This is a genomic window from Nocardia sp. NPDC059229 (genome assembly GCF_042754165.1).
GTDB lineage: Bacteria > Actinomycetota > Actinomycetes > Mycobacteriales > Mycobacteriaceae > Nocardia.
This window is the reverse complement of record NZ_JBHZAK010000002.1, coordinates 534,805-556,948: the sequence shown is the minus strand read 5'-3', so window position 1 is coordinate 556,948 and position 22,144 is coordinate 534,805. Positions and strand designations below refer to the sequence as shown.

Annotated in this window: 26 protein-coding genes, 1 pseudogene and 1 riboswitch; of the genes and pseudogenes, 10 read left to right on the top strand and 17 right to left on the bottom strand. The window is 68.2% G+C overall.

Going from position 1 to position 22,144, the window contains the following annotated elements; translation table 11 throughout:
• Nucleotides 1–12: 12 nt before the first annotated feature.
• Complete coding sequence (gene mraY, locus ACFXHE_RS08915) at nt 13–1,101, bottom strand: phospho-N-acetylmuramoyl-pentapeptide-transferase (RefSeq protein ID WP_379381339.1); 1,089 nt, start codon at nt 1,099–1,101, stop codon at nt 13–15.
• 82 nt (nt 1,102–1,183) lie between these two features.
• On the opposite strand from mraY, the gene ACFXHE_RS08910 reads away from it, so the two are divergent.
• A complete protein-coding gene (locus ACFXHE_RS08910; protein ID WP_379381337.1) occupies nt 1,184–2,023 on the top strand; it encodes a helix-turn-helix transcriptional regulator in 840 nt (279 codons plus the stop codon).
• Nucleotides 2,024–2,196: 173 nt separating this feature from the next.
• Nucleotides 2,197–2,331: pseudogene (locus ACFXHE_RS08905) on the top strand (DUF4158 domain-containing protein); the annotation flags it as partial.
• Between the two features lie 59 nt (nt 2,332–2,390).
• On the opposite strand, the gene ACFXHE_RS08900 reads toward ACFXHE_RS08905, so the two are convergent.
• A complete protein-coding gene (locus ACFXHE_RS08900) occupies nt 2,391–3,398 on the bottom strand; it encodes an aldo/keto reductase (protein WP_379381335.1) in 1,008 nt (335 codons plus the stop codon).
• 98 nt (nt 3,399–3,496) lie between these two features.
• Here ACFXHE_RS08900 and ACFXHE_RS08895 point away from each other — a divergent pair, with 98 nt between their 5' ends.
• Nucleotides 3,497–4,063 (top strand): TetR/AcrR family transcriptional regulator, encoded by a 567-nt coding sequence (locus ACFXHE_RS08895; protein ID WP_379381333.1) that lies wholly within the window; start codon nt 3,497–3,499, stop codon nt 4,061–4,063.
• Between the two features lie 314 nt (nt 4,064–4,377).
• Here ACFXHE_RS08895 and ACFXHE_RS08890 read toward each other — a convergent pair whose 3' ends face one another.
• From ACFXHE_RS08890 to ACFXHE_RS08865, 6 genes are all read right to left on the bottom strand, one after another.
• On the bottom strand, nt 4,378–4,920 hold the full coding sequence (locus tag ACFXHE_RS08890) for a hypothetical protein (RefSeq protein WP_379381331.1): 543 nt from the start codon (nt 4,918–4,920) through the stop codon (nt 4,378–4,380).
• 196 nt (nt 4,921–5,116) lie between these two features.
• The gene (locus ACFXHE_RS08885; protein WP_379381329.1) at nt 5,117–5,467 is read right to left on the bottom strand and encodes a hypothetical protein; all 351 of its coding nucleotides are present in this window, start codon (nt 5,465–5,467) and stop codon (nt 5,117–5,119) included.
• 179 nt (nt 5,468–5,646) lie between these two features.
• Nucleotides 5,647–6,366 carry an alpha/beta fold hydrolase gene (locus ACFXHE_RS08880; protein WP_379381327.1) on the bottom strand — a complete coding sequence of 240 codons (720 nt, stop codon included), beginning with the start codon at nt 6,364–6,366 and terminating at the stop codon, nt 5,647–5,649.
• A 61-nt stretch (nt 6,367–6,427) separates the two neighbouring features.
• Entirely contained in the window at nt 6,428–7,297 is an 870-nt protein-coding gene (locus tag ACFXHE_RS08875) for an alpha/beta fold hydrolase (RefSeq protein ID WP_379381325.1), read from the bottom strand.
• A gap of 224 nt (nt 7,298–7,521) precedes the next feature.
• Entirely contained in the window at nt 7,522–8,283 is a 762-nt protein-coding gene (locus ACFXHE_RS08870) for an SDR family NAD(P)-dependent oxidoreductase (RefSeq protein ID WP_379381323.1), read from the bottom strand.
• Nucleotides 8,280–8,981, bottom strand: coding sequence for a DUF998 domain-containing protein (locus tag ACFXHE_RS08865; protein ID WP_379381321.1), 702 nt, complete (start codon nt 8,979–8,981; stop codon nt 8,280–8,282). Before ACFXHE_RS08865 ends, ACFXHE_RS08870 begins: the two co-directional genes overlap by 4 nt.
• A gap of 58 nt (nt 8,982–9,039) precedes the next feature.
• On the opposite strand from ACFXHE_RS08865, the gene ACFXHE_RS08860 reads away from it, so the two are divergent.
• The 3 genes from ACFXHE_RS08860 to ACFXHE_RS08850 all read left to right on the top strand — a co-directional run bounded on the left by ACFXHE_RS08860 (nt 9,040) and on the right by ACFXHE_RS08850 (nt 12,844).
• Nucleotides 9,040–9,627 carry a TetR/AcrR family transcriptional regulator gene (locus ACFXHE_RS08860; RefSeq protein ID WP_379381319.1) on the top strand — a complete coding sequence of 196 codons (588 nt, stop codon included), beginning with the start codon at nt 9,040–9,042 and terminating at the stop codon, nt 9,625–9,627.
• Nucleotides 9,628–10,132: 505 nt separating this feature from the next.
• Nucleotides 10,133–11,230, top strand: a complete 1,098-nt coding sequence (locus ACFXHE_RS08855; RefSeq protein WP_379381317.1) for an amidohydrolase family protein — start codon at nt 10,133–10,135, stop codon at nt 11,228–11,230.
• Between the two features lie 849 nt (nt 11,231–12,079).
• Nucleotides 12,080–12,844: an SDR family NAD(P)-dependent oxidoreductase gene (locus tag ACFXHE_RS08850; RefSeq protein WP_379381315.1), complete on the top strand. Its 765-nt coding sequence runs from the start codon at nt 12,080–12,082 to the stop codon at nt 12,842–12,844.
• Here the strand turns inward: ACFXHE_RS08850 and ACFXHE_RS08845 are convergent.
• The 4 genes from ACFXHE_RS08845 to ACFXHE_RS08830 all read right to left on the bottom strand — a co-directional run bounded on the left by ACFXHE_RS08845 (nt 12,780) and on the right by ACFXHE_RS08830 (nt 16,804).
• A complete protein-coding gene (locus tag ACFXHE_RS08845; RefSeq protein WP_379381313.1) occupies nt 12,780–14,165 on the bottom strand; it encodes a nitrate/sulfonate/bicarbonate ABC transporter ATP-binding protein in 1,386 nt (461 codons plus the stop codon). The two genes, ACFXHE_RS08850 and ACFXHE_RS08845, sit on opposite strands and share 65 nt — an antisense overlap.
• Before the next feature lie 13 nt (nt 14,166–14,178).
• A complete protein-coding gene (locus ACFXHE_RS08840) occupies nt 14,179–14,424 on the bottom strand; it encodes a hypothetical protein (RefSeq protein WP_379381311.1) in 246 nt (81 codons plus the stop codon).
• A complete protein-coding gene (locus ACFXHE_RS08835) occupies nt 14,421–15,134 on the bottom strand; it encodes an MgtC/SapB family protein (protein WP_379381309.1) in 714 nt (237 codons plus the stop codon). Before ACFXHE_RS08835 ends, ACFXHE_RS08840 begins: the two co-directional genes overlap by 4 nt.
• Before the next feature lie 201 nt (nt 15,135–15,335).
• Nucleotides 15,336–15,511: riboswitch (M-box (ykoK) riboswitch) on the bottom strand.
• 72 nt (nt 15,512–15,583) lie between these two features.
• Nucleotides 15,584–16,804, bottom strand: coding sequence for an MFS transporter (locus ACFXHE_RS08830; protein ID WP_379381307.1), 1,221 nt, complete (start codon nt 16,802–16,804; stop codon nt 15,584–15,586).
• An 87-nt stretch (nt 16,805–16,891) separates the two neighbouring features.
• Here ACFXHE_RS08830 and ACFXHE_RS08825 point away from each other — a divergent pair, with 87 nt between their 5' ends.
• Entirely contained in the window at nt 16,892–17,233 is a 342-nt protein-coding gene (locus tag ACFXHE_RS08825) for an ArsR/SmtB family transcription factor (RefSeq protein WP_379381305.1), read from the top strand.
• Here the strand turns inward: ACFXHE_RS08825 and ACFXHE_RS08820 are convergent.
• Nucleotides 17,230–17,850 (bottom strand): TetR/AcrR family transcriptional regulator, encoded by a 621-nt coding sequence (locus tag ACFXHE_RS08820; RefSeq protein ID WP_379381303.1) that lies wholly within the window; start codon nt 17,848–17,850, stop codon nt 17,230–17,232. The two genes, ACFXHE_RS08825 and ACFXHE_RS08820, sit on opposite strands and share 4 nt — an antisense overlap.
• A 60-nt stretch (nt 17,851–17,910) precedes the next feature.
• On the opposite strand from ACFXHE_RS08820, the gene ACFXHE_RS08815 reads away from it, so the two are divergent.
• Nucleotides 17,911–18,420, top strand: coding sequence for an SRPBCC family protein (locus ACFXHE_RS08815; RefSeq protein ID WP_379381301.1), 510 nt, complete (start codon nt 17,911–17,913; stop codon nt 18,418–18,420).
• 59 nt (nt 18,421–18,479) lie between these two features.
• Here ACFXHE_RS08815 and ACFXHE_RS08810 read toward each other — a convergent pair whose 3' ends face one another.
• Nucleotides 18,480–19,106: a TetR/AcrR family transcriptional regulator gene (locus tag ACFXHE_RS08810; RefSeq protein WP_379381299.1), complete on the bottom strand. Its 627-nt coding sequence runs from the start codon at nt 19,104–19,106 to the stop codon at nt 18,480–18,482.
• 187 nt (nt 19,107–19,293) lie between these two features.
• Between ACFXHE_RS08810 and ACFXHE_RS08805 the strand changes: the two genes are divergently transcribed.
• Nucleotides 19,294–19,680, top strand: coding sequence for a DUF6221 family protein (locus ACFXHE_RS08805; RefSeq protein WP_379381297.1), 387 nt, complete (start codon nt 19,294–19,296; stop codon nt 19,678–19,680).
• A 96-nt stretch (nt 19,681–19,776) separates the two neighbouring features.
• Here ACFXHE_RS08805 and ACFXHE_RS08800 read toward each other — a convergent pair whose 3' ends face one another.
• Nucleotides 19,777–20,184, bottom strand: coding sequence for a hypothetical protein (locus ACFXHE_RS08800; protein ID WP_379381295.1), 408 nt, complete (start codon nt 20,182–20,184; stop codon nt 19,777–19,779).
• Nucleotides 20,185–20,785: 601 nt separating this feature from the next.
• Between ACFXHE_RS08800 and ACFXHE_RS08795 the strand changes: the two genes are divergently transcribed.
• A complete protein-coding gene (locus tag ACFXHE_RS08795; protein WP_379381293.1) occupies nt 20,786–21,226 on the top strand; it encodes a hypothetical protein in 441 nt (146 codons plus the stop codon).
• Nucleotides 21,227–21,255: 29 nt separating this feature from the next.
• Here ACFXHE_RS08795 and ACFXHE_RS08790 read toward each other — a convergent pair whose 3' ends face one another.
• Together ACFXHE_RS08790 and ACFXHE_RS08785 are read right to left on the bottom strand one after the other, a co-directional pair.
• Nucleotides 21,256–21,570, bottom strand: a complete 315-nt coding sequence (locus ACFXHE_RS08790; RefSeq protein ID WP_379381291.1) for a transcriptional regulator — start codon at nt 21,568–21,570, stop codon at nt 21,256–21,258.
• Complete coding sequence (locus tag ACFXHE_RS08785; protein ID WP_379381289.1) at nt 21,567–22,031, bottom strand: hypothetical protein; 465 nt, start codon at nt 22,029–22,031, stop codon at nt 21,567–21,569. Before ACFXHE_RS08785 ends, ACFXHE_RS08790 begins: the two co-directional genes overlap by 4 nt.
• Nucleotides 22,032–22,144: the final 113 nt, after the last annotated feature.

Here is a 22,144-nt window from a genome sequence, read left to right as displayed (position 1 = left end):
GTTTTCCGGGTTTCAGGGCAGCCGGGAGCCGGTGGTGGTGAGGTGCTCACCGTAGAAGGCGATCAATCCGGTGGCCGAGGCGATCGCGGCCAGCAGCCAGAACCGGATGATCACCGTGGTCTCCGGCCACCCGGTCAGCTCGAAATGGTGATGGAACGGCGCCATCTTGAACAGCCGCGTGCGGGTGGTGCGGAACATGACGATCTGCAACAGCACCGACAGGATCTCCGCCACGGACAACGCGCCCACCGCCACCATCAGCAGTTCGGTGCGGGTGGTGATCGACAGCCCCGCCAGCAGCCCGCCCAGCGCCCGCGCCCCCGTGTTACCCATGAATATCTTCGCCGGAGCCGCGTTCCACCACAGGAATCCGACACACGCCGCCACGCCGGCCGCGCACACCAGCGCCAGATCCAGGGGATCGCGCACCGTGTAGCAGCCCGGCACCGCCTCGACCGCGCACGAATGGGTGTACTGCCAGAACGTGATCAGCACATACGACCCCAGCGCCAGACCCACCGAACCCGCCGCCAGCCCGTCCAGGCCGTCGGTGATGTTGACCGCGTTCGACCACGCCACCACCAGGAAGATCGCCGCCAGCAGGAACCCGGTCAGCCCCAGCGACACCGTGGAGATGTCGCGCACGATCGACACCTGACGGCTGCCCGGCGTCAGCCCCGAACCGCCCCGGAAATGCAGGGCCAGCACCCCGAAAAGCACAGCGGCACTGACCTGCCCGAGATACTTGCCCGACGCGGTCAGCCCCAGACTGCGCTGCTGGGACAGCTTGATGAAATCGTCGAGGAAACCCACCGCGCCCAGCGCGGTCGCCAACCCCAGCACCAGCAGCCCCGACGCGGTCGTGCCGGTCCCCTCGTAGTAGATCCCCACCAGGTGTGCGGAACCGTACCCGCACCACAGGGCGATCAGGATCGCGAGCCCGCCCATGGTCGGGGTGCCGCGCTTGGCCAGATGGCTCGCCGGGCCGTCCGACCGGATCTGCTGGCCCAGCCGGTGGCGAGTGAACAATCGGATCAGCAACGGCGTCACCGTGATCGACACCGCCAGCGCCACCATCGCCGCCACCAGAATCTGCCGCATCCGTCCCCCTCGAGACCCGAATTCGGTCACATGCTAGCCGGGACCCGAACGAATCGGGCATGCGTGATTGTTAGCGTGAGGTATGGACACAGCGGGCCGACGACGCGACCACCTGCGAGATTTCCTGCGCGACAGGCGCTCCCGCCTCACCCCCGATCAGGTCGGACTGCCCGCCGCGGGCCGCCGCCGCACCCCCGGCCTGCGCCGCGAGGAAGTCGCCGTCCTCGCCGGCGTCGGCGTCTCCTGGTACACCTGGCTCGAACAGGGCCGCGACATCACCGTCTCCACCGACGTCCTCGACGCGGTCGCCGCCGCCCTGCAGCTCACCGCCCCCGAACGCGCTCACCTCTACGTCCTGGCCGGCCTCAACCCGCCCTGCGCCGCCACCGACAGCGGCACCGACATCAGCGTCGAGACCCGCAACCTGCTCGACGCCTGGAATCCCCGCCCCGCCGTTCTGCGCGACCGCTACTGGAATGTGCTGGCCTACAACGACACCGCCCGCGCCGTCTTCGGCTACGACGGCCCCGGCAGCAACTGCCTGGTCACCTATTTCACCAACCCGCGCTACCTGGCCATGCCACAGACCTGGTCCGAGGCCGCCCCCGCGGTCGTGGCCGCCTACCGTGCCGACTCCGCACTCTGCCCCGGCGACCCCGGCTTCGACTCCGTCATCACCGAACTCGCCTCCCGCAGCCCGGAATTCGCGCGCCTGTGGTCCCGCCACGATGTCGGCCCGGCCCAGCAGGCGGTCAACGCGCTGGAACACCCCGAGGCCGGTGCACTCCACTTCGACGCCACCACCCTCACCCTCGCCGACCAATCCGACCGCCACCTGGTCCTCTACAACCCCCGCGCCGGCACCGACACCGCCGCCCGCCTCGACCAGCTCCACCGCCTCCGCCTGGCCCCACCCGCCTGAGCTCGCCGGCACCGGGCCGTCCTGGGGTTCCGGTAGTAATCGCCGAAGATCCAACGAAGTTCGGGATGTGCCCTGGTAGGGGGTGATTCGACGGTTCCGGGTGCGGCGTGGGGCGGTGGGTGCTCGGCTTGGCTGCCGATGAGGTTGGTTGGGGGTGTCGGAGGGCTGGGTTCGTGGCAACGACGCGGGTATTCGCGGATGAGGAGTTGCAGCGTCTCCGGGAGTTCCCGGAGATCAGCCGCGAAGAGCTGTTCCGGTACTTCACCCTCAGCCCAGCGGATTTGGCAGTCGTAGCGCCACAGGGGCGTAGGGCAAGTTCGTGGCACCTCGTTCTGATCGACGCGCGCGCCAGCAATGCGGATCGGGATCAGGCTGCGCTGGTGAACATTCCGTTGACCGGTTCGTTGGCGGGCGCGGACAGCGCATCGAGACGCTCGGTGAGTTCGGTCGGCAAGTGGATCTCGGTGAGATTTTCATCGAGCTGCTCGATAGTGCGAGGACCGATCAGGGTTGAGGTGATGTCCGGCCGACCGGCTACCCACGCCAATGCGACGGCGACGGCGGTCGTATCCAATTCGGCTGCGACACGGCCCACTTCGTCGGCGATGCTGAGGTTGTGTTCGGTGAGCAGATCACCGGCCCAGCGTTGGGCCATCGGCGCTGGTGAGGCCAGTAGCCGACCGAGTCGACTGTCGCCATCCGCGACTGTGTCACGGTAGCGGCCGGTGAGCACGCCCGACCCCAGCGGACTCCAGGCAGTGACGCCCAGGCCGTGACGGTGGCAGACCGGGAGTATCTCGGCCTCGATCGTGCGCGCGACCAGCGAGTACTGCGCCTGCAGCGCGGTGAACGCGGTGCCTCCGACGCGCTGGGCAGCCCATTGCGATTCGACGATCTGTGCGGCGGTGAAGTTGGAGCAGCCCAGGTAGCGAACCTTTCCCGACCGGATGAAACCGTCCAGGGTGGCCATGGTCTCCTCGATCGGAGTGTCTGGATCCCATTGGTGGCAGTAGTAGATGTCGATGTAGTCGGTGTCCAACCGCCGCAGACTCGCCTCGAGCGCGTGGGTCAGATGTGCCCGTGACAGTCCTCGCTGGTTGGGGCCGTCACCCTGGGGCAGAAACGCTTTCGTCGAGACCATCACCCGGTCACGGCGGCCACGCAGGGCGTCACCGATGATCTGCTCGGATTCACCGCCGGTATAGCCGTCGGCGGTGTCGATCAGGTTGTGTCCGGAGGACAGGAATCGATCGATGATGCGCCGCGCCTCGGTCCGGCCGCAGCTGGCGAAGTAGGCCGAGTCTCCGAAGTTCATGGCGCCCAAGCTGATCGGTGAGACCTTCAGTCCGGATTTGCCCAGTGTCGTGCAGTGCATGATGCCTTCCCCGATAGAATCGGAATCATGATTCCGCTTAGAAAATACGGAATATGGATTCCGTTTGTCAATGGATCGTCATCGTGACCGGCGAGCGAGTGCTGCGCGCCGATGCCCGGCGCAATCGAGCACGGGTGCTGGAGGTGGCCGAGTCGGTCTTCGCGGCGCAGGGTGTCGAGGTGCCCATCGAGGAGGTGGCGCGCACCGCAGGAGTTGGGGTCGGCACCGTGTATCGGCACTTCCCGACCAAAAACGATCTTGTCGAAGCGATCGTCGCCGAACGTATGCGGCGGTTGGTCGATAGGGCACGAACGCTTGCCGCCCATACCGATTCACCGGATGCATTGCTTCAGGTCGTGGATTGGATCGTGGCCGAGGCCACGGTGAAAAAGCACCTCGGAGCTACGGACACCGCCCCCGGCGCGGACAAACCCGCAGCCCTCGAAGCCCTCGCCGCGGACCTGCGAGCAGTGCTTTCCCAGTTGCTGACCGCCGACCAGGCCGGCGGCGCTGTACGGGCGGACATCCAGTTGGCGGACCTTCTGATGACCCTCTATGGTTTGAGCGCCGCCGCCGAACACTACGGCTGGGACACGGCCCGTCGTCACCGCGCGATAACCACTGTCTTCGAGGGGCTTCGGCCACGTGAGATCCCCAGCACCTGACGACCCGGCAGCTCTGCCCGCATCGAGCGCTGAAGCGCATTGCGCTCTGACGCTCGCGACACGCACTGGATCGGAGACGTTCGTTCGCGAGACACCCTCGGCGGCAATGCGTTTCCGCAGGTCGAACCTGTAACGTATGCCGTGTACGCGGCAACGTCAGCTCTTCGGGAGTTGGTGATACATCGGGGGATTCGCTCGAGGACATGCCGAACGACCAGGACCAATGCGATATCCGTTGTTCTTTCGGCGAGTTCTACCGCGACCCCGACAACGCCTGCCCATCGGGTACGGCAAAGGCTCCTAGGGTGGGCCACTTATCCCCGGAGATCTGTAACGATCACCCGGTCGTCCGGTGCGTCCAGAAGATCTCCAGCAGCGGGCAGCACTGCCGTCGCAGGAAGATAGTCGCGGTCGAGTTCGCACGTGACTCGAGTGCCGGGGCTCCCTGTCGTCTCCTGTTCGCGCGGCGACTCGATGGGCGTTGTCCCCGCAAACTCTTGCAGCCATTGTCGATCCGCGGTTCGGATCTCGATCCAGGTTCGTGCACTGACCGCAAGCAGCGCGCCGAGTGCCCATCGGCTCAATGGCAAGCCATTCGCGTCGAGCTTGTCCATCTCGTTGACAAAGTTGTCCGTGATGGTGAATCGGTGGTCCGACTCGATGATCACCTCAACCCGCACGGTCTCTCGATCCCGTTCCCGCAGTGTATCCCGCACCACCGCGTCGACAATGGCACCGGGCAGCCTGGGATTCTCACGGTGGCAACCGAAGAACATATGAGGCCGGGCTCGAACAGTCTCCTCGAACGAACGCACAATAAGTTTCGCTGTCGAGTAGTCCTTTGGCTGCGCTCCCACGACCTCTATCCTTCCAGGTCAGATCGGCTTGTCCAGCGGGAGTTCTCCCAACAGGACTGCGTCGGCCACGTCGAACACCATGCGGCAGAACCAGTTCCGACGCGCAGTCAACGAATCACAACGACATGAGACACGGTCTTAGGCGCGAGATGTCCGCGTTCGGAAAACGATGGCCCGACCGCCTGAGGCCGGAGGGTCAGTTGTGTTCGGGAACCGATATTTCCGCTGGTGAGCGGTCGAATCGGAGTCCGCGCCAGGATAGGTGGCGCAGGCCGGTGGCGGTGCGTTCGCGGTAGGCGACATCACCGACCAGATGCGGGGCGACCCAGTGCGCGGTGGCCGCGATCGATACCGGGATCTCACCGGAGACCGCCGGTGTGGCAACGGCCAGGGCCAGCAGCTCGCGCTGTAGCGAGCGGCGGGTGGCGTCGCTGAACCCGGTCCCGACCGCCCCGAGCAACACCAGCCGCCCCTGGTTGTCGTGGGCGGCGACGAGCAGGGACCCGAACACCTCGCTGTGGGTGTGGCCGGCCAGCCAGCCGACCACCACCACCTCGGCCGACCGGCGCAGCGGGAATTTGCGCCAATACCTGCGAGCGCCCGGGCCGGTAGGTGCTGTCCACGCGCTTGCCGATCACGCCCTCGATGTCGTGGGCGGCGGCGACCTGCAGCATCCGCGAGACCGGGATGTCGAGGCGTACCCGACAGGTCTCACCGGTGCGGTAGTCAGCGCCCGGCAATGGCGCTCTTGATGAATTCGGCGACGCGCACGGGCCGGCTGATGAAGACGGTGTGCGATCCGTCGACCTCGTCGATGGTCGATCCCATGCGTTTGGCCATGAACCGCTGGACTTCGGGGTTGATGGCGTTGTCGTGCCCGGCGACCTGGTACCAGGACGGAATCTCCTTCCAGCCGGCCTGCATTGCCTTTTCGGCCAACGCGGCCGCCGCGAGCGGCCGCTGGGCGGCACCCATCACCTGCGCGAGGTCGACCGGGACGTCGGCGCAGAAGGTTTCGCGGAACCGTCGGCCGTCGATGTACAGATCGGGCCCGCCGGCCGCGCCCGGCGCATCGTAGGGTGTCGGACGTGCCGTTTCGGCCAGTAGCGATGGCGCGAACGGCTGCTGGACATCGATGCAGCTTTCACCGGTGTCGAGGCTGAACGCCGCGAGGTATACCAGTGCCGTCACATTGCTCAGCCCGGCTGCGGCCTGCCCGATCACCGCGCCTCCGTAGGAATGGCCGACCAGCACTACCGGTCCGTCGATCGCCGCGACGACCGAGTGCACCACCCCGGCGTCGTTTCTCAACCCCCGCAAGGGATTCGGTGGCGCGATCACGGAGTGCCCGGACGTGGACAGTTCCCGGATGACCCCGGCGAATCCCGAGGCGTCGGCGAAGGCGCCATGGACGAGCACCACTGTCGGAGCCGCCTGATCAGACATCGTGTTCTCCTTCATCGTTGTGTTGTTTCAGCATGTGCGGGCGCTTCCAGCCGGATCGGGGCTATCGATGAGTCGCGACCGCGGCCTGTTCGATCAGGTCGGTTACTGCGTCGGGATCGGTCTGCATGATCAGGTGCGGTCCTTCGATCTCGACGGTGTGGGAGCCCGCCCGAGTTGCCATGAATCGCTCCAGTTCGGGCGCGATTGCACGATCCTGTTCGGCGACCAGGTACCAGGACGGGAGAGTCTTCCAGGCCGGGGCGCCGGAGACCCCGGTCACCGCGGCCAGGCCGAGGGGACGCTGTTCGGCCGCGAGCGCCCGTTGCTGGGCCGGCGCAACGGTGTTGTCCAGAAACACATTCGGGTATTGGGCGGGGTCGATGGTGAGTTCTGTACCGGTGCCGCCACCGGTGTCGGGAAACGACGACGGCGTGGCCGGGACCGCGGGGATTTCCTTGCCCTGTGCACTGGAGTTCAGGCTCGCCAGCGAGTCGCCCTGATCGGGCGCGAAGGCCGCGATGTACACCAGCGCCTTGACCTGGGTGTTGCCCGCGACTGCGTTGGTGATGACCGCGCCTCCGTAGGAATGCCCCACCAGGATGATCGGCCCGGTGGTCTGGCGTAGCACATCGGAGATATAGGCGGCGTCGGAATCCAACCCGCGCAAGGGATTCGGCGGCGCCTTGACCGGGAATCCCGCCTTCTGCAGTTCGGCGACGACGGGCGTCCAACCCGCCGCGTCCGCCCATGCCCCGTGTACCAGCACGATCGTCGGCTTGTCACCCTGCCAGTCCGCGACCCGCGACACCCCGGCCGAGGTGGACGCCGGCGCGGAGTCGTGGTGGTCGGTCTGTGTGCAAGCGGTCAGGGCCCCGGCTGCGGCGGCCAGGGCCGCGGCAACGACAGCGGCCCGGCGGGCAAGAGTCTTCATGACGGTGAACTCCCAATCGTGTGGATCATGAGGGCGGGTTGAGGTGGTGGTTCTCGAGCATGCGCGAGCATTCACTCGTCACTCCGAAATTGCGGGAAAGTTGTATCCATTCGCCTTGCGGTACAGCCGAATCGGTGGATCTGCGGCCAGGAATGCGGGTTATCGACAAGTCGTGACCGCAGCCCGCTCGCGATCGTGACAACGGACACCGGCGAATGGCGTGGTTAACGCACGGCCTGGTGTCCGCCGTCGACGGGCAGGATCGCGCCGTGGATATGGGCCGCCTCGGCACTGGCGAGGAAGACCACCGCGGCAGCGACCTCGGCGGCCGTGCCGGGGCGGCGGTCGGGTGTCGACGCGGCCAGACTGCGCAATGTCTCGTGGTAGGAGGCATTTTCGTCGGTCATGGTCGGGCCGGGGGCCACGGCGTTGACACGAATGCCGCGCGGCGCGAGTTCGGCCGCCCAGGACGCGGTGAGCGAATGCAAGGCCGCTTTGGTCGAGGCGGACACGGCATTGCCGGCCAGGCCGCTGAGGGAACCGGTGTTGACGATCGCACCGCCTCCGGCCGCGATCATGCCGGGGGTGATCGCGGCGGTCAGCAGCGCCGGCGCCTTCACGTTCACGGCCAGGGCCAGATCGGCGAGCGTCTCGTCGACGTCGAGCAGGGACTGGGCGGGGATGAGCAGTGCGGCATTGTTGACCAGCAGATCGACCGGGGCGTCGAGAGCCGCGTCCGCGGCACGGGCGAGTTCTGGTGCGGCACTGCCTGATTCGGCCAGATCGGCGCGGACGAAATGCGCTACGCCCCCGGTCGTGCGGATCGCTTCGACGACGGCCTCGCCCGCGTCCTTGCCGCGGCCCGACACCACGACTGCCGCACCCTCACGAGCCAGTGCGATCGCGATTGCGCGTCCGATACCCGAGGTCGATCCGGTGACCAGTGCGCGGCGACCGGTCAAGCGCTGGGTTGCGGTGTGGTTCATGCGGGGAGCCTTTCCGTGGTGAGGGGTAGGGAGCAGTCCGGAGCTCGGTGGGCCCCGGCAGCGAGAAGTACTGTGCCGAGCAGGAGTTCGAAGGCCAGGATGGTGTAGACCGCGCCGCGTTCGGGTATCCCGCCCGCCGCGTGATACAGCGGCCGATCGGTCTGCAACAGCGCGAACGAGGCCAGTCCGAGAACGCCGAGGGCAATGCTGGTTCGGCGCAACCACGTCGGTATGCCCCACCGTGTACCGACGAGAATCGCGACGACATTGCCGCTCACGATGGCCACGGCCGCGCCGATGCCGTGCACCACGAGAACGCCGTTGTGCTGGTTGGCGGCCGATTCGTGGAAGAACCCGACCAGGATCACCCCAGCGCCGTGAACGATCACGAGTCCGAACAGCAGGCGTTCACGCCGTTCTCGGGTTGCGAGCAGCAGTGCCGCGGCGATGAACAGCACGCCCTGGCCGATGAATGCGGTGTTCATGACCGAGTGCGGGGGTGAATCGATCGTGCGGCCGTCGAAGACATCCCCGGCGACCGGGTTGCCCAGATCGCTGATGAAGTTCACGGTGTAGCTGTAGGTGGGGTGGTGCCAAGCGCGAGCTGTGACGTACTCCAGTGCCAGGTATTGCAGTCCGGCCAGCAACAGCAGCGCGCCCGCGAAACGCCCCCGGCCCGAGAGGTTTTGGACTTTCACGTCCACTAGGCTGGCACCAAATTTTTGGACTTACAAGTCCAGAAATGTAGGATGAGGCATGCCCACTCGCAAAGGGGAGGCGACCAAGGCCCGCATCGTCGAGGCCGCCGCCGACCTTCTCGTCACCGGCAACGACGTCAACCTCGACGACGTCATGCGCCTGACCAGCACCAGCAAAGGCCAGCTGTTCCACTACTTCCCCGACGGGAAAGACGAGTTGCGCCGGGCCGCCGCCGAACGCCACCTGACCCGCCTCGCCGAAGCCGACGCACCGGCCGCACCGCTCATCACCTGGCAAGCATGGGAAGCCTGGATCGAGCAGATCCTCCACCTGCACTCCCAGCAAACGATCAACGACGCCTGCGAAATCGCGGCACTCGCGGGCCGGGCACTCGACACCGACACCTTCACCCGGGATCTGGTCGGCCGCATGTACGAACGCTGGATCGACCTACTGCGAGAACAACTCTCAACCATGCAGCGCACCGGCCTCCTACGCCCCGACGCCCCGCTGCGCGCCCTGTCCTCCGCGTTCGTCGCCGCCCTGCAAGGCGGCGCGATCATGGACAAGGCCACCGGCTCCCACCAACACCTCACCAACGCACTGCACCAGTCCCTCGCCCTGCTGCGCTCCTACGAGACCTAGGCGTCTTCGATCTTCGCCAGCGCCGCCTCGGCCCATTCCAGATGCCACCGATTCCCTTCGGGGTCATCTTCAGCGTCTGCGCGCACCCGGTCCGCAAAATCGCCAGCACGAAGGACAGGTGTTGTGGCTGTGGCTATTTCTTGCCGGATCCGCTAATCAAGCGGCGGCGGACCCTCATCGGCACCGAACTCGGCTCATCGATGCATACCTGCGTTGGTAGAAGTAGAAGCGGCCGGGCACAGAACTCGACCCGCTTGCAGACCCGGTCGGGCCCGGACGAGACATTGAACGGGGATTCCGGCCGCGTCGGCGGCGGTCAGGTCGTAGTCCAGCTCATAACTCGTGCCCACCTGGAATTGTGTGGGGTTTCCATTGATGGTCAAGGGCGAGGCGGCCGACGCAGAGGCCGCGGTGAGTACCACCACTGCGCCCGTGGCCACCAAAGCCTGTGTGGTCCAGCCGATTCGATCTTGCCCGGGTGTAGAACGGGTTCTAGATTGGGTCGATGCGGGCAGACGCGAACAACAAACTGGCCATCCGGAACGTCCGCGTCTTCGACGGCCACGGGCTGGGGGAACCGGCCACCGTCGTCATCGACGGCACCGTGATCGGCACCGACGCCACCGGCGCGCAGACCCTCGACGCCGGCGGCGCCATCCTCATCCCGGGCCTGATCGACGCCCACGTCCACCTCGACAGCCTCGACGCGCTGGATTCGTATGCCGCCCACGGCGTCACGACCGCCCTGGACATGGCATCGCTGCAGGGCGAACTGATGGCGGCCCTGCGCGAGCACACCGCCACGACCGACGTGCGCGGCGCCGGTGTCCCGATCATCGCCTCGGCCGGCGTGCACGCCCAGGTACCGGGCATGGCGCAGGTCGAGGTCATCACCGGCCCGGCCGACGCGGAAACCATGGTGGCGCAGCGCGTCCGCGACGGCAGCGACTACATCAAGATGGTCCTGGAAGCCCCCGGCGAAGGCGGCCCCGACGCCGAGACCGCCGCCGCGGTCGTCCGTGCGGCCCACGCGTGCGGCCGCGTCGTGGTCGCCCACACCATCACCCCTGGCGCGTACGCCTTGGCCGTCGACGCCGGAGTCGACATCCTCACTCATGTCCCCATCGGCGCGCGTGTCCCGGCCGCCGATATCGACCGCCTCGCCGCCGGCGGCCACCAGGTGGTCCCCACCCTCGCCATGATGGAAGGCGCCGCCGAAATCTACAGCGTCAGCAAGTATTTCGACGCCACCCTGGCCACGGTGGGCGCCCTGCACGCCGCCGGCGTGCCGATCCTGGCCGGCACCGACGCCAACCGGATGCCCGGCATCCCCTTCCACCCGCCCCACGGGGCGAGCCTGCACCACGAACTGGAACTGCTCGTGCGCGCCGGACTCTCACCCGCGGCGGCCCTGTACGCCGCCACCGCCGCCCCGGCGCGGCACTTCGGCCTGAGCGACCGCGGCGCCATCGCCCCGGGCCTGCGTGCGGATCTGGTGCTGCTCGACGCCGACCCCCTCGCCGACATCGCCGCCACCCGCGCCATCCGCGCCATCTGGTGCGGCGGCACCGAACACGCTCCCGTGCAAGCACGTCCGGCCTGAGACGACCGCCGCGCGGGCCGCGGCGGTCAGTCGCCGCCGTCCTTGCGCGCCTTGCTGGGCTGCACGCGACAATCACCTGGTCGTCGTCGGTCTCGAGGACCTCGAAAACCGAGGTCCCACCGACTCACCAGCAGCACACGACTGGTGCGGGTGAGTCGGGGTCGCGGTAGAACTCGCCGAAAGAACAACGGATATCGCATTGGTCCTGGTCGTTCGGCATGTCCTCGAGCGAATCCCCCGATGTATCACCAACTCCCGAAGAGCTGACGTTGCCGCGTACACGGCATACGTTACAGGTTCGACCTGCGGAAACGCATTGCCGCCGAGGGTGTCTCGCGAACGAAGGTATCCGGACAACCCGCCTGCTGCCCCTCGCATCGGATGCGACCTTCCAGCATCCGATGCTGAGCGCAACGGAGGGCTGCTAATACAGCCCTGATCAGGTCATATATCCAACTGACACGAAAATATGGTGACCACCAGAGGTGACCAGACCGATCGCACGGGACTTCGTCTTGGCGGGCGCGTGGCGGATGAAGTCAGCTCGAAGCACTCGGCTACATCGGACCGCGGCGGGAGGTGATCCGTTTGTATCTGGCGGAAAAGTAGGTGTTCTTCGATCGAGCGGCCGACAGGGCCGCGACCCCGGCATACAAGGGCTACGCGAACTACCAGGAGCGGACCACCCGCGAGATCCCGGTCGTCATCTGTGAGCTGAGGGACTGAGAACGGTCACCACCGGCGGCGCTGTCGCCGCGCCGGCGGGAGCCGTGCTCGGCAAGGTGGTGGTGGCACACCCACGATAACTGCGCACTGTTTACCCATTGCGCGGCCCGGCAGGCTGAAGCCATGACACACAACGGGTTCCGGTTCCAGGACAAGGTCGCGCTCATCACCGGCGGTAGCAGCGGGATGGGGCTGGCCGCCGCGCGGCGGCTCGTCGCGGAGGGGGCGTGGGTGGTCGTGACCGGGCGTGACAAGGACCGGCTGGACACCGCGGTGGCCGAGCTGGGGGAGCGGGCGGTCGGGGTGGCCGGGGACGCCACCGAGCCCGAGGATCTCGCGGCGCTGGCGCGGGTGGTGTCCGAGCGGTTCGGGCGGCTGGATGTGGTGTTCGTGAATGCGGGAATCGGTGCGTTCCAACCTGTTTCGGCGGTCACCGGCGACGAATTCGATCGGGTGGTGGGGATCAACTTCAAGGCCGCGTTCTTCACCGTGCAGCACATGCTGCCGCTGCTGATCGACGGGGGTGCGATCGTCCTCAACGCCTCCTTCGCCCCGTATCGGGGCGCGCCCGGCGCCGCACTGTATTCGGCGACGAAGGCGGCGGTGCAGAATCTGACGCGGACGCTGGCGGCGGAGTTGGCGCCCCGCGGGATTCGGGTGAACTCGGTCAGCCCCGGCTACATCGACACCCCCGCCTACCGCGCCGAGGCCTCCGCCGACGCGCAGGCCACCGCGGGGGCGCGGGTGGCGCTCGGGCGGGTCGGCGACAGCGACGAGGTGGCCGCCGCCGTCGCGTTCCTGGCCTCCGCGGACGCCTCCTACATCACCGGTCAGGACCTGCTCGTCGACGGTGGCCTGACCACGGTGATCCCGTCGGCGATGGTGTGACTCGGGACGCGCGCAGATCGGCGGCGGGATCGGCGGTGATGCGGCCGGAATCGGTGTCGTAGTCGTACAACTCGGCGTAGCGGCCCCAGTCGATGGCCAGCTCCAACTGGCGGCGGGCGTCGTCGTCGGAGAAGCCGCGCCGCAGCAGGTCGAGAATGAAATCGGCGCGCACCGTCTGATCGCTGCTGCCCACCAGCGCCGAGCAGATGGTGCGCACCAGCGGGGCCCGCCGGCGGGCCTGCGCGGCGAAAATCGCCTTGCTGGACTGGATGTCGGCATTGGTGAAGTTCGCCCCGACATTGGTCAGCATCACGTCACCGGACTCCACCAGCAGCAGACCCAGCAGCGCCGCCGCGTCGACCAGCGGCATCAGGTCGTCGAGCTCGAAATTCAGCTCGTCGGCCACCACCGGCAGGTCGGCGCGGCCGTCGCTGCCGTACACCAGCTCCAGCAGACCCGCGATCCCGCCGACCGAGGCATCCGGCAGCGGCACCGCGAACGGCGTCAACGTATCCGCCGGGGCCGCAGCGACTTCGGTGTCACGGCCGGTGAGCAGACCGTAGATCTGATCGACCAGCGTCTCGAACCCCGGCGTGCGGCGGCTGCGCGGGCGCGGCTGCTCCACCGTGATCTCGGCGATGATCCGCCCCGGATTCGACCCCAGCACCACCACTCGATCCGCCAGCTGCACCGCCTCCTCGATGTTGTGGGTCACGATGCACACACACTTGGTCGGAAAGTCCTCGGTGGACCACAGATTCACCAGTTCGGTGCGCAGATTCTCCGCGGTCAGCACATCCAGCGCCGAGAACGGCTCGTCCATCAGCAGCAGATCCGGCTCCAGCACCAGCGCTCGCGCGAACCCGACCCGCTGCCGCATACCACCCGACAGCTCCTTGGGATAGGCGGTCTCGAACCCGTCCAGGCCGATCCGGTCGATCGCGTCCAGCGCCCGCTGCCGCCGCTGCGCCGGAGCCACCCCGCGCGCCGCCAGCCCCAGCTCCACATTGTCCTGCACCGTCAGCCACGGCATCAGCGCGAAGGACTGGAACACCAGCGCCGCACCCGGATTCGCGCCCCGCAACGGCTGCTCTCGGTACCGGACCTGCCCGCCGGTCGGGGCCAGCAGCCCCGCGATCAACCGCAGCAGCGTCGATTTCCCGGACCCCGCCCGGCCCAGCAACGCGACGATCTCGCCCTGGCACAACTGCAGATTCACCTGATCGAGCACGTTGAGCCGCTCCCCGGACGCCCCGGTGAAGGACATGTCGATATCGGTCAGATCCATCAGAACCTGGCCGGTGGCAACGGTATCGGTCATGACATCCTCCACGTCACAGGGAGTAGCGGCGCTGCGCCAGCGCGTACAGCCGCCGCCAGAACAGGCGATTGATCCCGACGACGAACGCGCTCATGGCCAGCACGCCGACCAGGATGCGCGGCCAGTCGCCGTCGCGGGTGGCGTCGGCGATGTAGGCGCCCAGACCCGTCACCGCGGCGAACACCGCCGCATCCGCCCACCGCGACCGCGGCCGATCCAGCACCCCGCGCGACGGATACGACCGCAGCGCGGCGTTCACTCCTCGGCCTCCGCCCGCAGCGGCACCGTGCGCCACCCGACACTGGTCACCGACGGCTCCAGGCTCAACCGGCTCACCGCGGCCTCCATCTGCCGGTCGTCGCGGCGGTCACCGGTCAACTCCGCCCGCACCTGCACCCGGCCCGGGGAGGTGTCGTGGCTCGAGATCGACACCAGCCGGAAATCGGTGCGCGTCAGCGACTGCACCAGCAGCGCCCGCACATGCGCCTCGTGCGCGTCGTCGGTGTCGGCGTGGAAGCCGTACAACGCCTCCTGCGCCTCGACCTCGTCGACACCGGGGCGATCCACCGTGCGCGCCACCGTGCGCAGCGCGGTATTGACCACCACCACCGCCACCGTGCCCGCCACCGCGGTCGAATACATGCCCGCACCCGCGAGCGCACCCACCGCCGCCGCACACCACAGCGTCGCGGCGGTGTTCAGGCCGCGGATATTGAACCCGTCGCGCAGGATCACACCCGCGCCCAGGAAGCCGATACCCGAAACGATCTGCGCCGCAACACGAGTCGGATCCGCCGAGGCGCCGTTGAAGCCGTGCGCGGACAGCAGCACGAACAAGGTCGCCCCGGCGGCGACCAGCGAATTCGTGCGCAGTCCGGCCATCCGGGCCCGGAACTGACGCTCGAACCCGATCACCGCGCCCAACCCGACACCCGTGCCGAGCCGCAGCAGCATTTCCCACATGGTCATCTCGATCTCCCAGCGGAGGACGGCGCACTCCGGACTCGGACGCTACCGGGGTACGGGTAGCGGCCAGGAGAGTGCAGGAGTGACGCCGAGTGAACGATTGGCTAACGGAACTCGATCCGGTCCATCGGGCACGACCACCACCTCCTCGACGCCACACGTACGCATGCCAGGGGAGTGGGACCGGCGCGACATCGCCGGTACGGGTACCACCCCTCGTAAGACCTTCAGCACTCCACGGCGTAAACCCGCCACGGGTGGCGGGAGCCGGTCGGGGCATCCCCTTAGCTCGGGGAAACCTGTCCTGATCCGGGGCGTCTCTCGACGTTCGGGATCGCCGGCCTGTATCCGTGAAGGAGCCTCAGCTAACGACGGCACCTTGCGACCAAAAGTAAACACCCGCCCGCCGCGATCGGCAACCCGACGTGAGCGCCGTCGCATTCGCGCTCCCGCTAGCGTCGCGCCTCGACCGCGACCCGCGCCACCAGCCGCACCACACACAGCACCGCCACCACCGCCGCGAAGATCTGCACCGCAGCCAGCAAACCGGTCGCGCCCGCCAGCAGGCCGACACCGATGACCGGGCCGCCGCTGCCGCAATAGGCCATCACGAAATAGGTCGACAGCACATCGGCGTGCCGATCGGCCGGCGCGGCCGCATTGATCGCGGTCAATCCCGACAGGAACGCCAGGCCGTGACCGGCCCCGGCCAGCACCGTTGCGAACAACAGCAACGGCAGCGAGGAGACCGCGCCCGCGACCGCCAGCAGTACCAGACCCACCGCCAGCAGCGGGAATCCCGTGAAGTCCAGGGCCCGTTCGGGTTTGCCGTAACCCACCAGCTGCGCCACCGCCCACGCCGCGGGCAGCAGCGCGGCCGCCGCGCCACCGACCACCAGATTCGCACTGCCCGACAGGGTCGCGGCATAGGTCGGGATCAGCGTGAGGAAGACGCCGACCACCGCGAAACCCAGGAACGCGCCCGTGCCCGCGGCCGCGAAGACCGCACCCATCCCGGCCGGGATACTCGGCCGCCGTGGCCGCCACGGGGTGACCGCCGCGGTCTCGGGCAGCGCCGCCACCGCCACCGCGGCCGGGACCAGCAGCGCCAGCTCCATCACGAACGGCGTCACGTACGGAGCCGGAAGATATTGCGCCAGAACAGCTCCCAGTACCGGGCCCAGGCCCATGCCGCCCGCCGAGGCCGCCGCCGACACCAGGGCCGCGCGGCGGCGGTCACGGTGCGGCTCCAGCTCGGTCAGCGCGGCGGTGAGCGCGCCCGAGGCCGCACCGACCGCCAGCCCCTGCAGGATGCGGGCCGCGAACAACCACACCACATCGGTGGCCAGCGCGAAACCCAGCGTGCCCAGCGCCGCCAGGGCCAGCGCGGGCAGCAGAATCCGGCGCCGCCCCAGTGCATCCGAGGCCGGACCGGCGATCAGCAGCGCGGGAATCAGCACCCCCATGTAGACCGCGAACACCAGCGTCATCACCAGCGGTGAGAACCCGAACCGATGCGCGTAGCCGTGATACAGCGGTGTGGCCACATTCGTGCCGGTCAACAGGATCAGCAGTGTGTAGGCGGTGCCCCAGAACCGCGCACCGCTCCCGGGCGGTGAATCCTGCGGTGCGGCAACGTCCTCGGGGGCTGTGGTGGATTGCTCGACGGTCATGGCGTCCTCCCGGCACAGACATGTTCGATAATTCCGAACATAACAGGATGTTCGGATTTTGTGAACATGTGGACTAGCCTGGACGCCATGGCAAGCCGAACCGCGACCGAACTGGTTCACCCCGCCCGCGACGAACTGCGGTTCACCACCGTGCTGGCCGCCCTCGCCGACCCCGTCCGGCTCACCATCGTCACCCGCCTGGCCGCCGCCGAGAACGGCGAACTGGCCTGCACCACCTTCGACCTGCCGATCAGCAAATCCACCCAGAGCGGGCACTTCAGAACCCTGCGCGAAGCCGGCGTCATCCGTCAGCGCGACGAGGGCACCCGCCGCCTCAACCGGCTGCGTGCCGAGGACCTCGAGGCCCGCTTCCCCGGGCTGCTCGACCTGGTCCTCACCCACGGCCGCGGTGCGGCCCTGAGCGCCTAGCCCGAATCCCGCGGCGACTCCGCGCTGTCCGGCGCCGGTTCGTGCCCGGTCGGACCCGGGGCGGTCAGCACCCGCCAGATCTCGTCGACGTAGGACTCCCAGGCCGCCTGGTCGGCCGGTAGCGTGCCACGCATCGTCCGCCACAGCTGACCTGTGCCCAGATATGCCGAATACGCCAGTGCGGCACGATGTTTCGCCACCGGGTCGGCGAAACCGAGCCGGGTGAACAGTTCCGCCAGATACTCGATGCGCCGCACGGTGACCCGGGTCAGCACCGGCTCCACCAGCGGATCCGTCGCCCCGGCCAGCAGTACCGCGAGTTTCTCCTGCGGATGCGCCAGCGCCGCGCCCAGCAGCGTCCGCAGCCCGACCGCCGGATCGGGTTCGGCCGACACCAGCGCGATCACCGCATCGGTCTCCTCGTGCTCCCAGCGCTGCAGAGCCGCCGCCAGCAGCTCGTCCCGATTCGCGAAATGCCAGTAGGCGCTGCCCTTGGTCGCGCCCAGCCGCGCGGCCAGGGGTTCGATGGCGACCGCGCCCACGCCACCCTCGCCGAGCGCCGCCAGCGCGGCCGCGACCCAATCGTCTCGGCTGAGCCGTCGCCTCTTCTCCGCCATAGCTCCGTACGGTACCGTATGGAATCAGAACATACGGTACCGTACGGAACGGGTGAGTCGATGATCTGGAACATTCACCAGCGAGAACTGCCGGTATCGGCGCAGCGGGCCGGTGCCCTGCTCGACGCGGTGGCCGAGCCGGGCAATCCGCTCTGGCCCGGCGAGCACTGGCCGGCCCTGATCCTGGACCGGCCGCTGCAGGTCGGCGCCGACGGCGGGCACGGCAGCATCCGCTACGTCTGCACCGCGTACGAACCCGGCCGCGCCGTCGAGTTCACCTTCGCGCCGGGCATGCCCTTCGCCGGCACGCACACCTTCGAGATCATCGATCGCGGCGAACGGGGTTGCGTGATGAGGCATCTCGTCGTCGCGCGGGCTCGCACGCCACGGGGCCGGCTGCTGTGGAGCCTCGCCATCCGCTGGCTGCACGACGCGGTGCTCGAGGAACTGCTCGATCGCGCCGCGACGGAAATGGGGCACCCGCCCGCCGCACCCGCCCGATGGTCACCCTGGGTGCGCATACTGCGCCGATCACTCGACCGCGTCCACACCGCGGTGCCGGCCGCCTGACCGGCCGGAACCGAACCCGCTGCGCCGCACGCGGATCCGGGCGGGGCGGACCGCCCGGGTCAGCCGCGATACACGCCGCGATAGGCGTCGATGGTCTCCACCAGATGGTCGACGATCTGCTCGCGCGTGGCGCGCAGCGTGCCATTGAGCCACGCAGAGAACATGCCCGCATTACCGCTGGCCATGGTGACCGCCGCCAGCCTCCGCCGCACCGGATCCTCGATATGGGCGAACAGGTGATCCTGGATCAACCGGGTGAACGCGGGCATCACCGCGATCGTCGTCTGCCCCAGCCCCGTCGAGGAATACGGCTCCACCAGAAACAGCCGCGACTTGCGCGGATCCTCGAGCACCTTCGCCACCAGCGTCTCCGACAGCGCGCGATCCCGGTCCGGATCGTCGACGACCGCGAAGGCCGTCATCGGATCCAGGAACTCCTCGGCGATCTGGCGGTAGAGCACATCGAGCAGTTCGTCTCGGCTGGCGAAGGATTCGTAGAAGTAGCGGTCGGTCAGGTTGGCGCGCCGGCACACCGCGCGCATGGTCACCGCGCCCGCCCCGGACTCGCCGATCAGGTCCAGTGCGGCCTCGAGCAACGCGGCCCGGCGCGCCCCACGGCGTTCGGTGAGGGTCGTTCCACCCCAGATACGGGGCTCGGCGTCGGAGGGAGGCTGCTCGGTGTGCACCGGGCCAAGAATAGTGCCCGGTGCCTGGCGGGATCGCGCACCCGGCACCGGCGGGCGTTCGGTGCGTGAGCTGAGCGACCCACGGAGGGGCGCGTCATCGGTGCCCGTTCCGGGCGCTGATCGACGCGGTCCGACCGGTGCCGGGCCGATTCGCGGCGATGTCGACAATGCCGACTACCGTGGGTGGATGGATATCAGCGCGTTCATCGCGGGCCGCCTCGACAAGCAGCAGGAAGCCGCTGAATTCGCTCTGACACTCGAGCGTGACTTCCGGGACACCGGCCGCGTGATCAAATACGAATGGGTGCGTCACGTGCGCCGCCGCGGCAGCCGCACCGCCCCCTCGTCGGTGTTCCTGCCCGGCGCACCGACCCCGAAGGAACTGTTGCGGCACCAGGCGGCGCTGCGGCTGATCCTCGGCCAGCACACCCCCGATGCGGGCGGGCATTGCTCGGTGTGCCGGCAGCCCGACTCCCGTGGCGGCCACGAACCGGCGGCGTGGCCGTGCCCGACCGTCCGCGCGGTGGCCGGCATCTGGTCCGATCACCGCGACTACCCGCTCCCGCGTGATTGATCGGCGCACAGGGCCGAATCCCTTGGCCGGGTGCCGGATGCGATCGCACACCCGGCACCGGACTGCCGGGTACTCGCGCGGATCGTGCCCGCGCCGCTAGCCGGTGACCACGCAGGCGCTGCCGAGGTTGATGCCGGTGTTGACCGTCACCAACGCCCACTGCGAGCCGTTGTAGGTCCAGGCCTGGATGTAGTGCACCCCGGTCGAGGTCGGTGTCCAGCTGGAGGTCCCGGTGCCGCCGCTGCCGAGGCTGAACTGCTGCTGACCGAAGGTGGCGGTGTTGCTGTCGTAGAGCCAGACGTATTCGTACGGGCTGCCGTTCACGGTGACCGTGTACGAGCAGTTGGTGCCGTAGCCACCGCCGCCGAGACCGATGCTCGACCCGCTGGACACGCTGACGCTGGTGACATACGCCGCCGCCTGCGGCGCGGCGAGCACGAGCGCCGCGGCTGCGGCGGCGAAGGTGGTGAATGCGGTGAGGGCCGACTTCCGTGACCGGATCATCGTCGATCATCTCCCCAGATGAACGGAGGAATGGGATCTTTCGCGCCAAGGGCGCATTCCACCAGTGTCGGCGGTCAGGACCCTCGGCACGCGCGTATCGGGCTACTCGTTGCGGACCATCCGGGTGGTCGTCGCGGCCTCATGATCAGCGGTTATCGTCCAGCTGCATCCGATCGGCCCGAAAAGTCCGATCCCCCTAACGATCCCCTAATTCTCGCGCCCACCGAGCAATGCAGCTACCTTGCCGCTACCGTTCGTGTTGTCCGAATCGTGCCCAGGCGGACACGCGCAGACGCCCACGGCACCGGATGCCCGCGAGTCTCTTCCCCGAGGCTCGCACCCGCGTCCCCGCATCAGGCGGCGCCGCGAACACGGCGGCGCCGAGGCCACCCCCGATCCCGGCCTCGGCGCCGCCGCACCGCAATTCGAAGCCGCGGCACCTCCCCGGCATCACGACTGTGATCGACCACGATTCCGCCGCAAAACCATCGGAAACCGGCCGCTGCTGCAATGATCGACCCGGATTTGTCTTCAGTTCGGGTCGGCACCGCGAATCAACCTGTGCCCGTGGACTGTTCGAGGTGCAGAAGGATCGACCTGTATGACCGCAAGCCGGTACGCCAGCAAACCCGTCGTCGCCGAGGTCCCCGAGCCTTCCAGCTGGGGACGGCATCTGGGAATCAACGAGGACGTCGCCGACGGTCTCGACGCCGGGCAACTCGGCGCACTGATCTTCGTCCGGAAACTGGTGCGCTGCTGGTACATCGCCAATGTGCTGCTGGCACTGTCGATCTGGGCCGCGATCACGCTGTGGGCGCGCCTCTATGGGCAGGCCACCTTCGGCGACTGCGCCGCGGTCAGCGGGTTCACCAGCCGCTGCGATCCCGGCTGGCAGTCGCTGATCATGGGACTGGTCAGCGGATTTGTGGTCGCGACGGCGGTATTCGTGCTGACCTCGCTGCCCTGCTTCATGATCGGCTACGCCATCCGCTGGTCGGCACGCGCCATGGCCGACCGCAACGAATGGCGAATCACCGACTGACCACGCACACCTGGCCCGGCCGGTAGCGCCTAGCCGGCGGGAGTCTCCGGTGGCGTCGCCCCGGCGACGATCTCCCGCAGCGCCGCGATGTGCCCGTCGAAGGCGACGCGCCCGGCGCGGGTCAGCCGGGCCCGAACCCTGCGGCGGCTGCCCTCGAGACGGCGCTCGGTCGCGACATACCCAGCGTCCTCCAGTGTCGCCAGCTGCTTCGACAACGCCGAATCCGACAGATTCAGCCGCTCCTTGAGGAAGGCGAACTCCGCCCAGTCCGCGGCGGCCAAGGTCGCGACCAGATTCAATCGCGTACTCGGATGGATCAATTCGTCGAAGCGGGCCACGCTCATGCGCGCACCCAGCGACGCCCCACCCGCAGCAGCTCCGGCCCGCCCAACCCGATGACAGCCGCGATCAACACCGCCGACCACGTCCGCGGATGCCCGGCCCCGTCGGCGTCCAGCAGCAGGGCCGCCACCACGGTCAGCGCGACCAGGACCAGCAGCATGGTGATCACGACCAGCGGTGTGCGCCGCCCGGCGACCTCCGCGCTGACCTGAACCCGGCCGGTGCGATGGCGCCCGTCCAGCAATCGCGACGCCAGCGCCGAATGCCCCGCGCCGAACACCAGCGTCGCGACCGCCGCCAGCCAGCCCGGCCCGAAATCCCCGATCACCCCCAAAACCACCCAGCCGCAACCCATTCCCCACCAGTACCCCCGCGGCAGCCCGACCTCCTCGGCCATCTGCCGCCGCGCCCGCCCCGCCGCATCCAGCGCCGCCCGGGCCTGATCCGGAGTAATGCCGTCCATGCCGACCCCTCACTTTCCTACTCGGAAAGTAAGAGTCCACTTTCCTGGCAGGAAAGTCAAGGGCGGCCGGTGGCCGACCGGGCACAACGACCCGCTCGCGACCACCCGGGCCG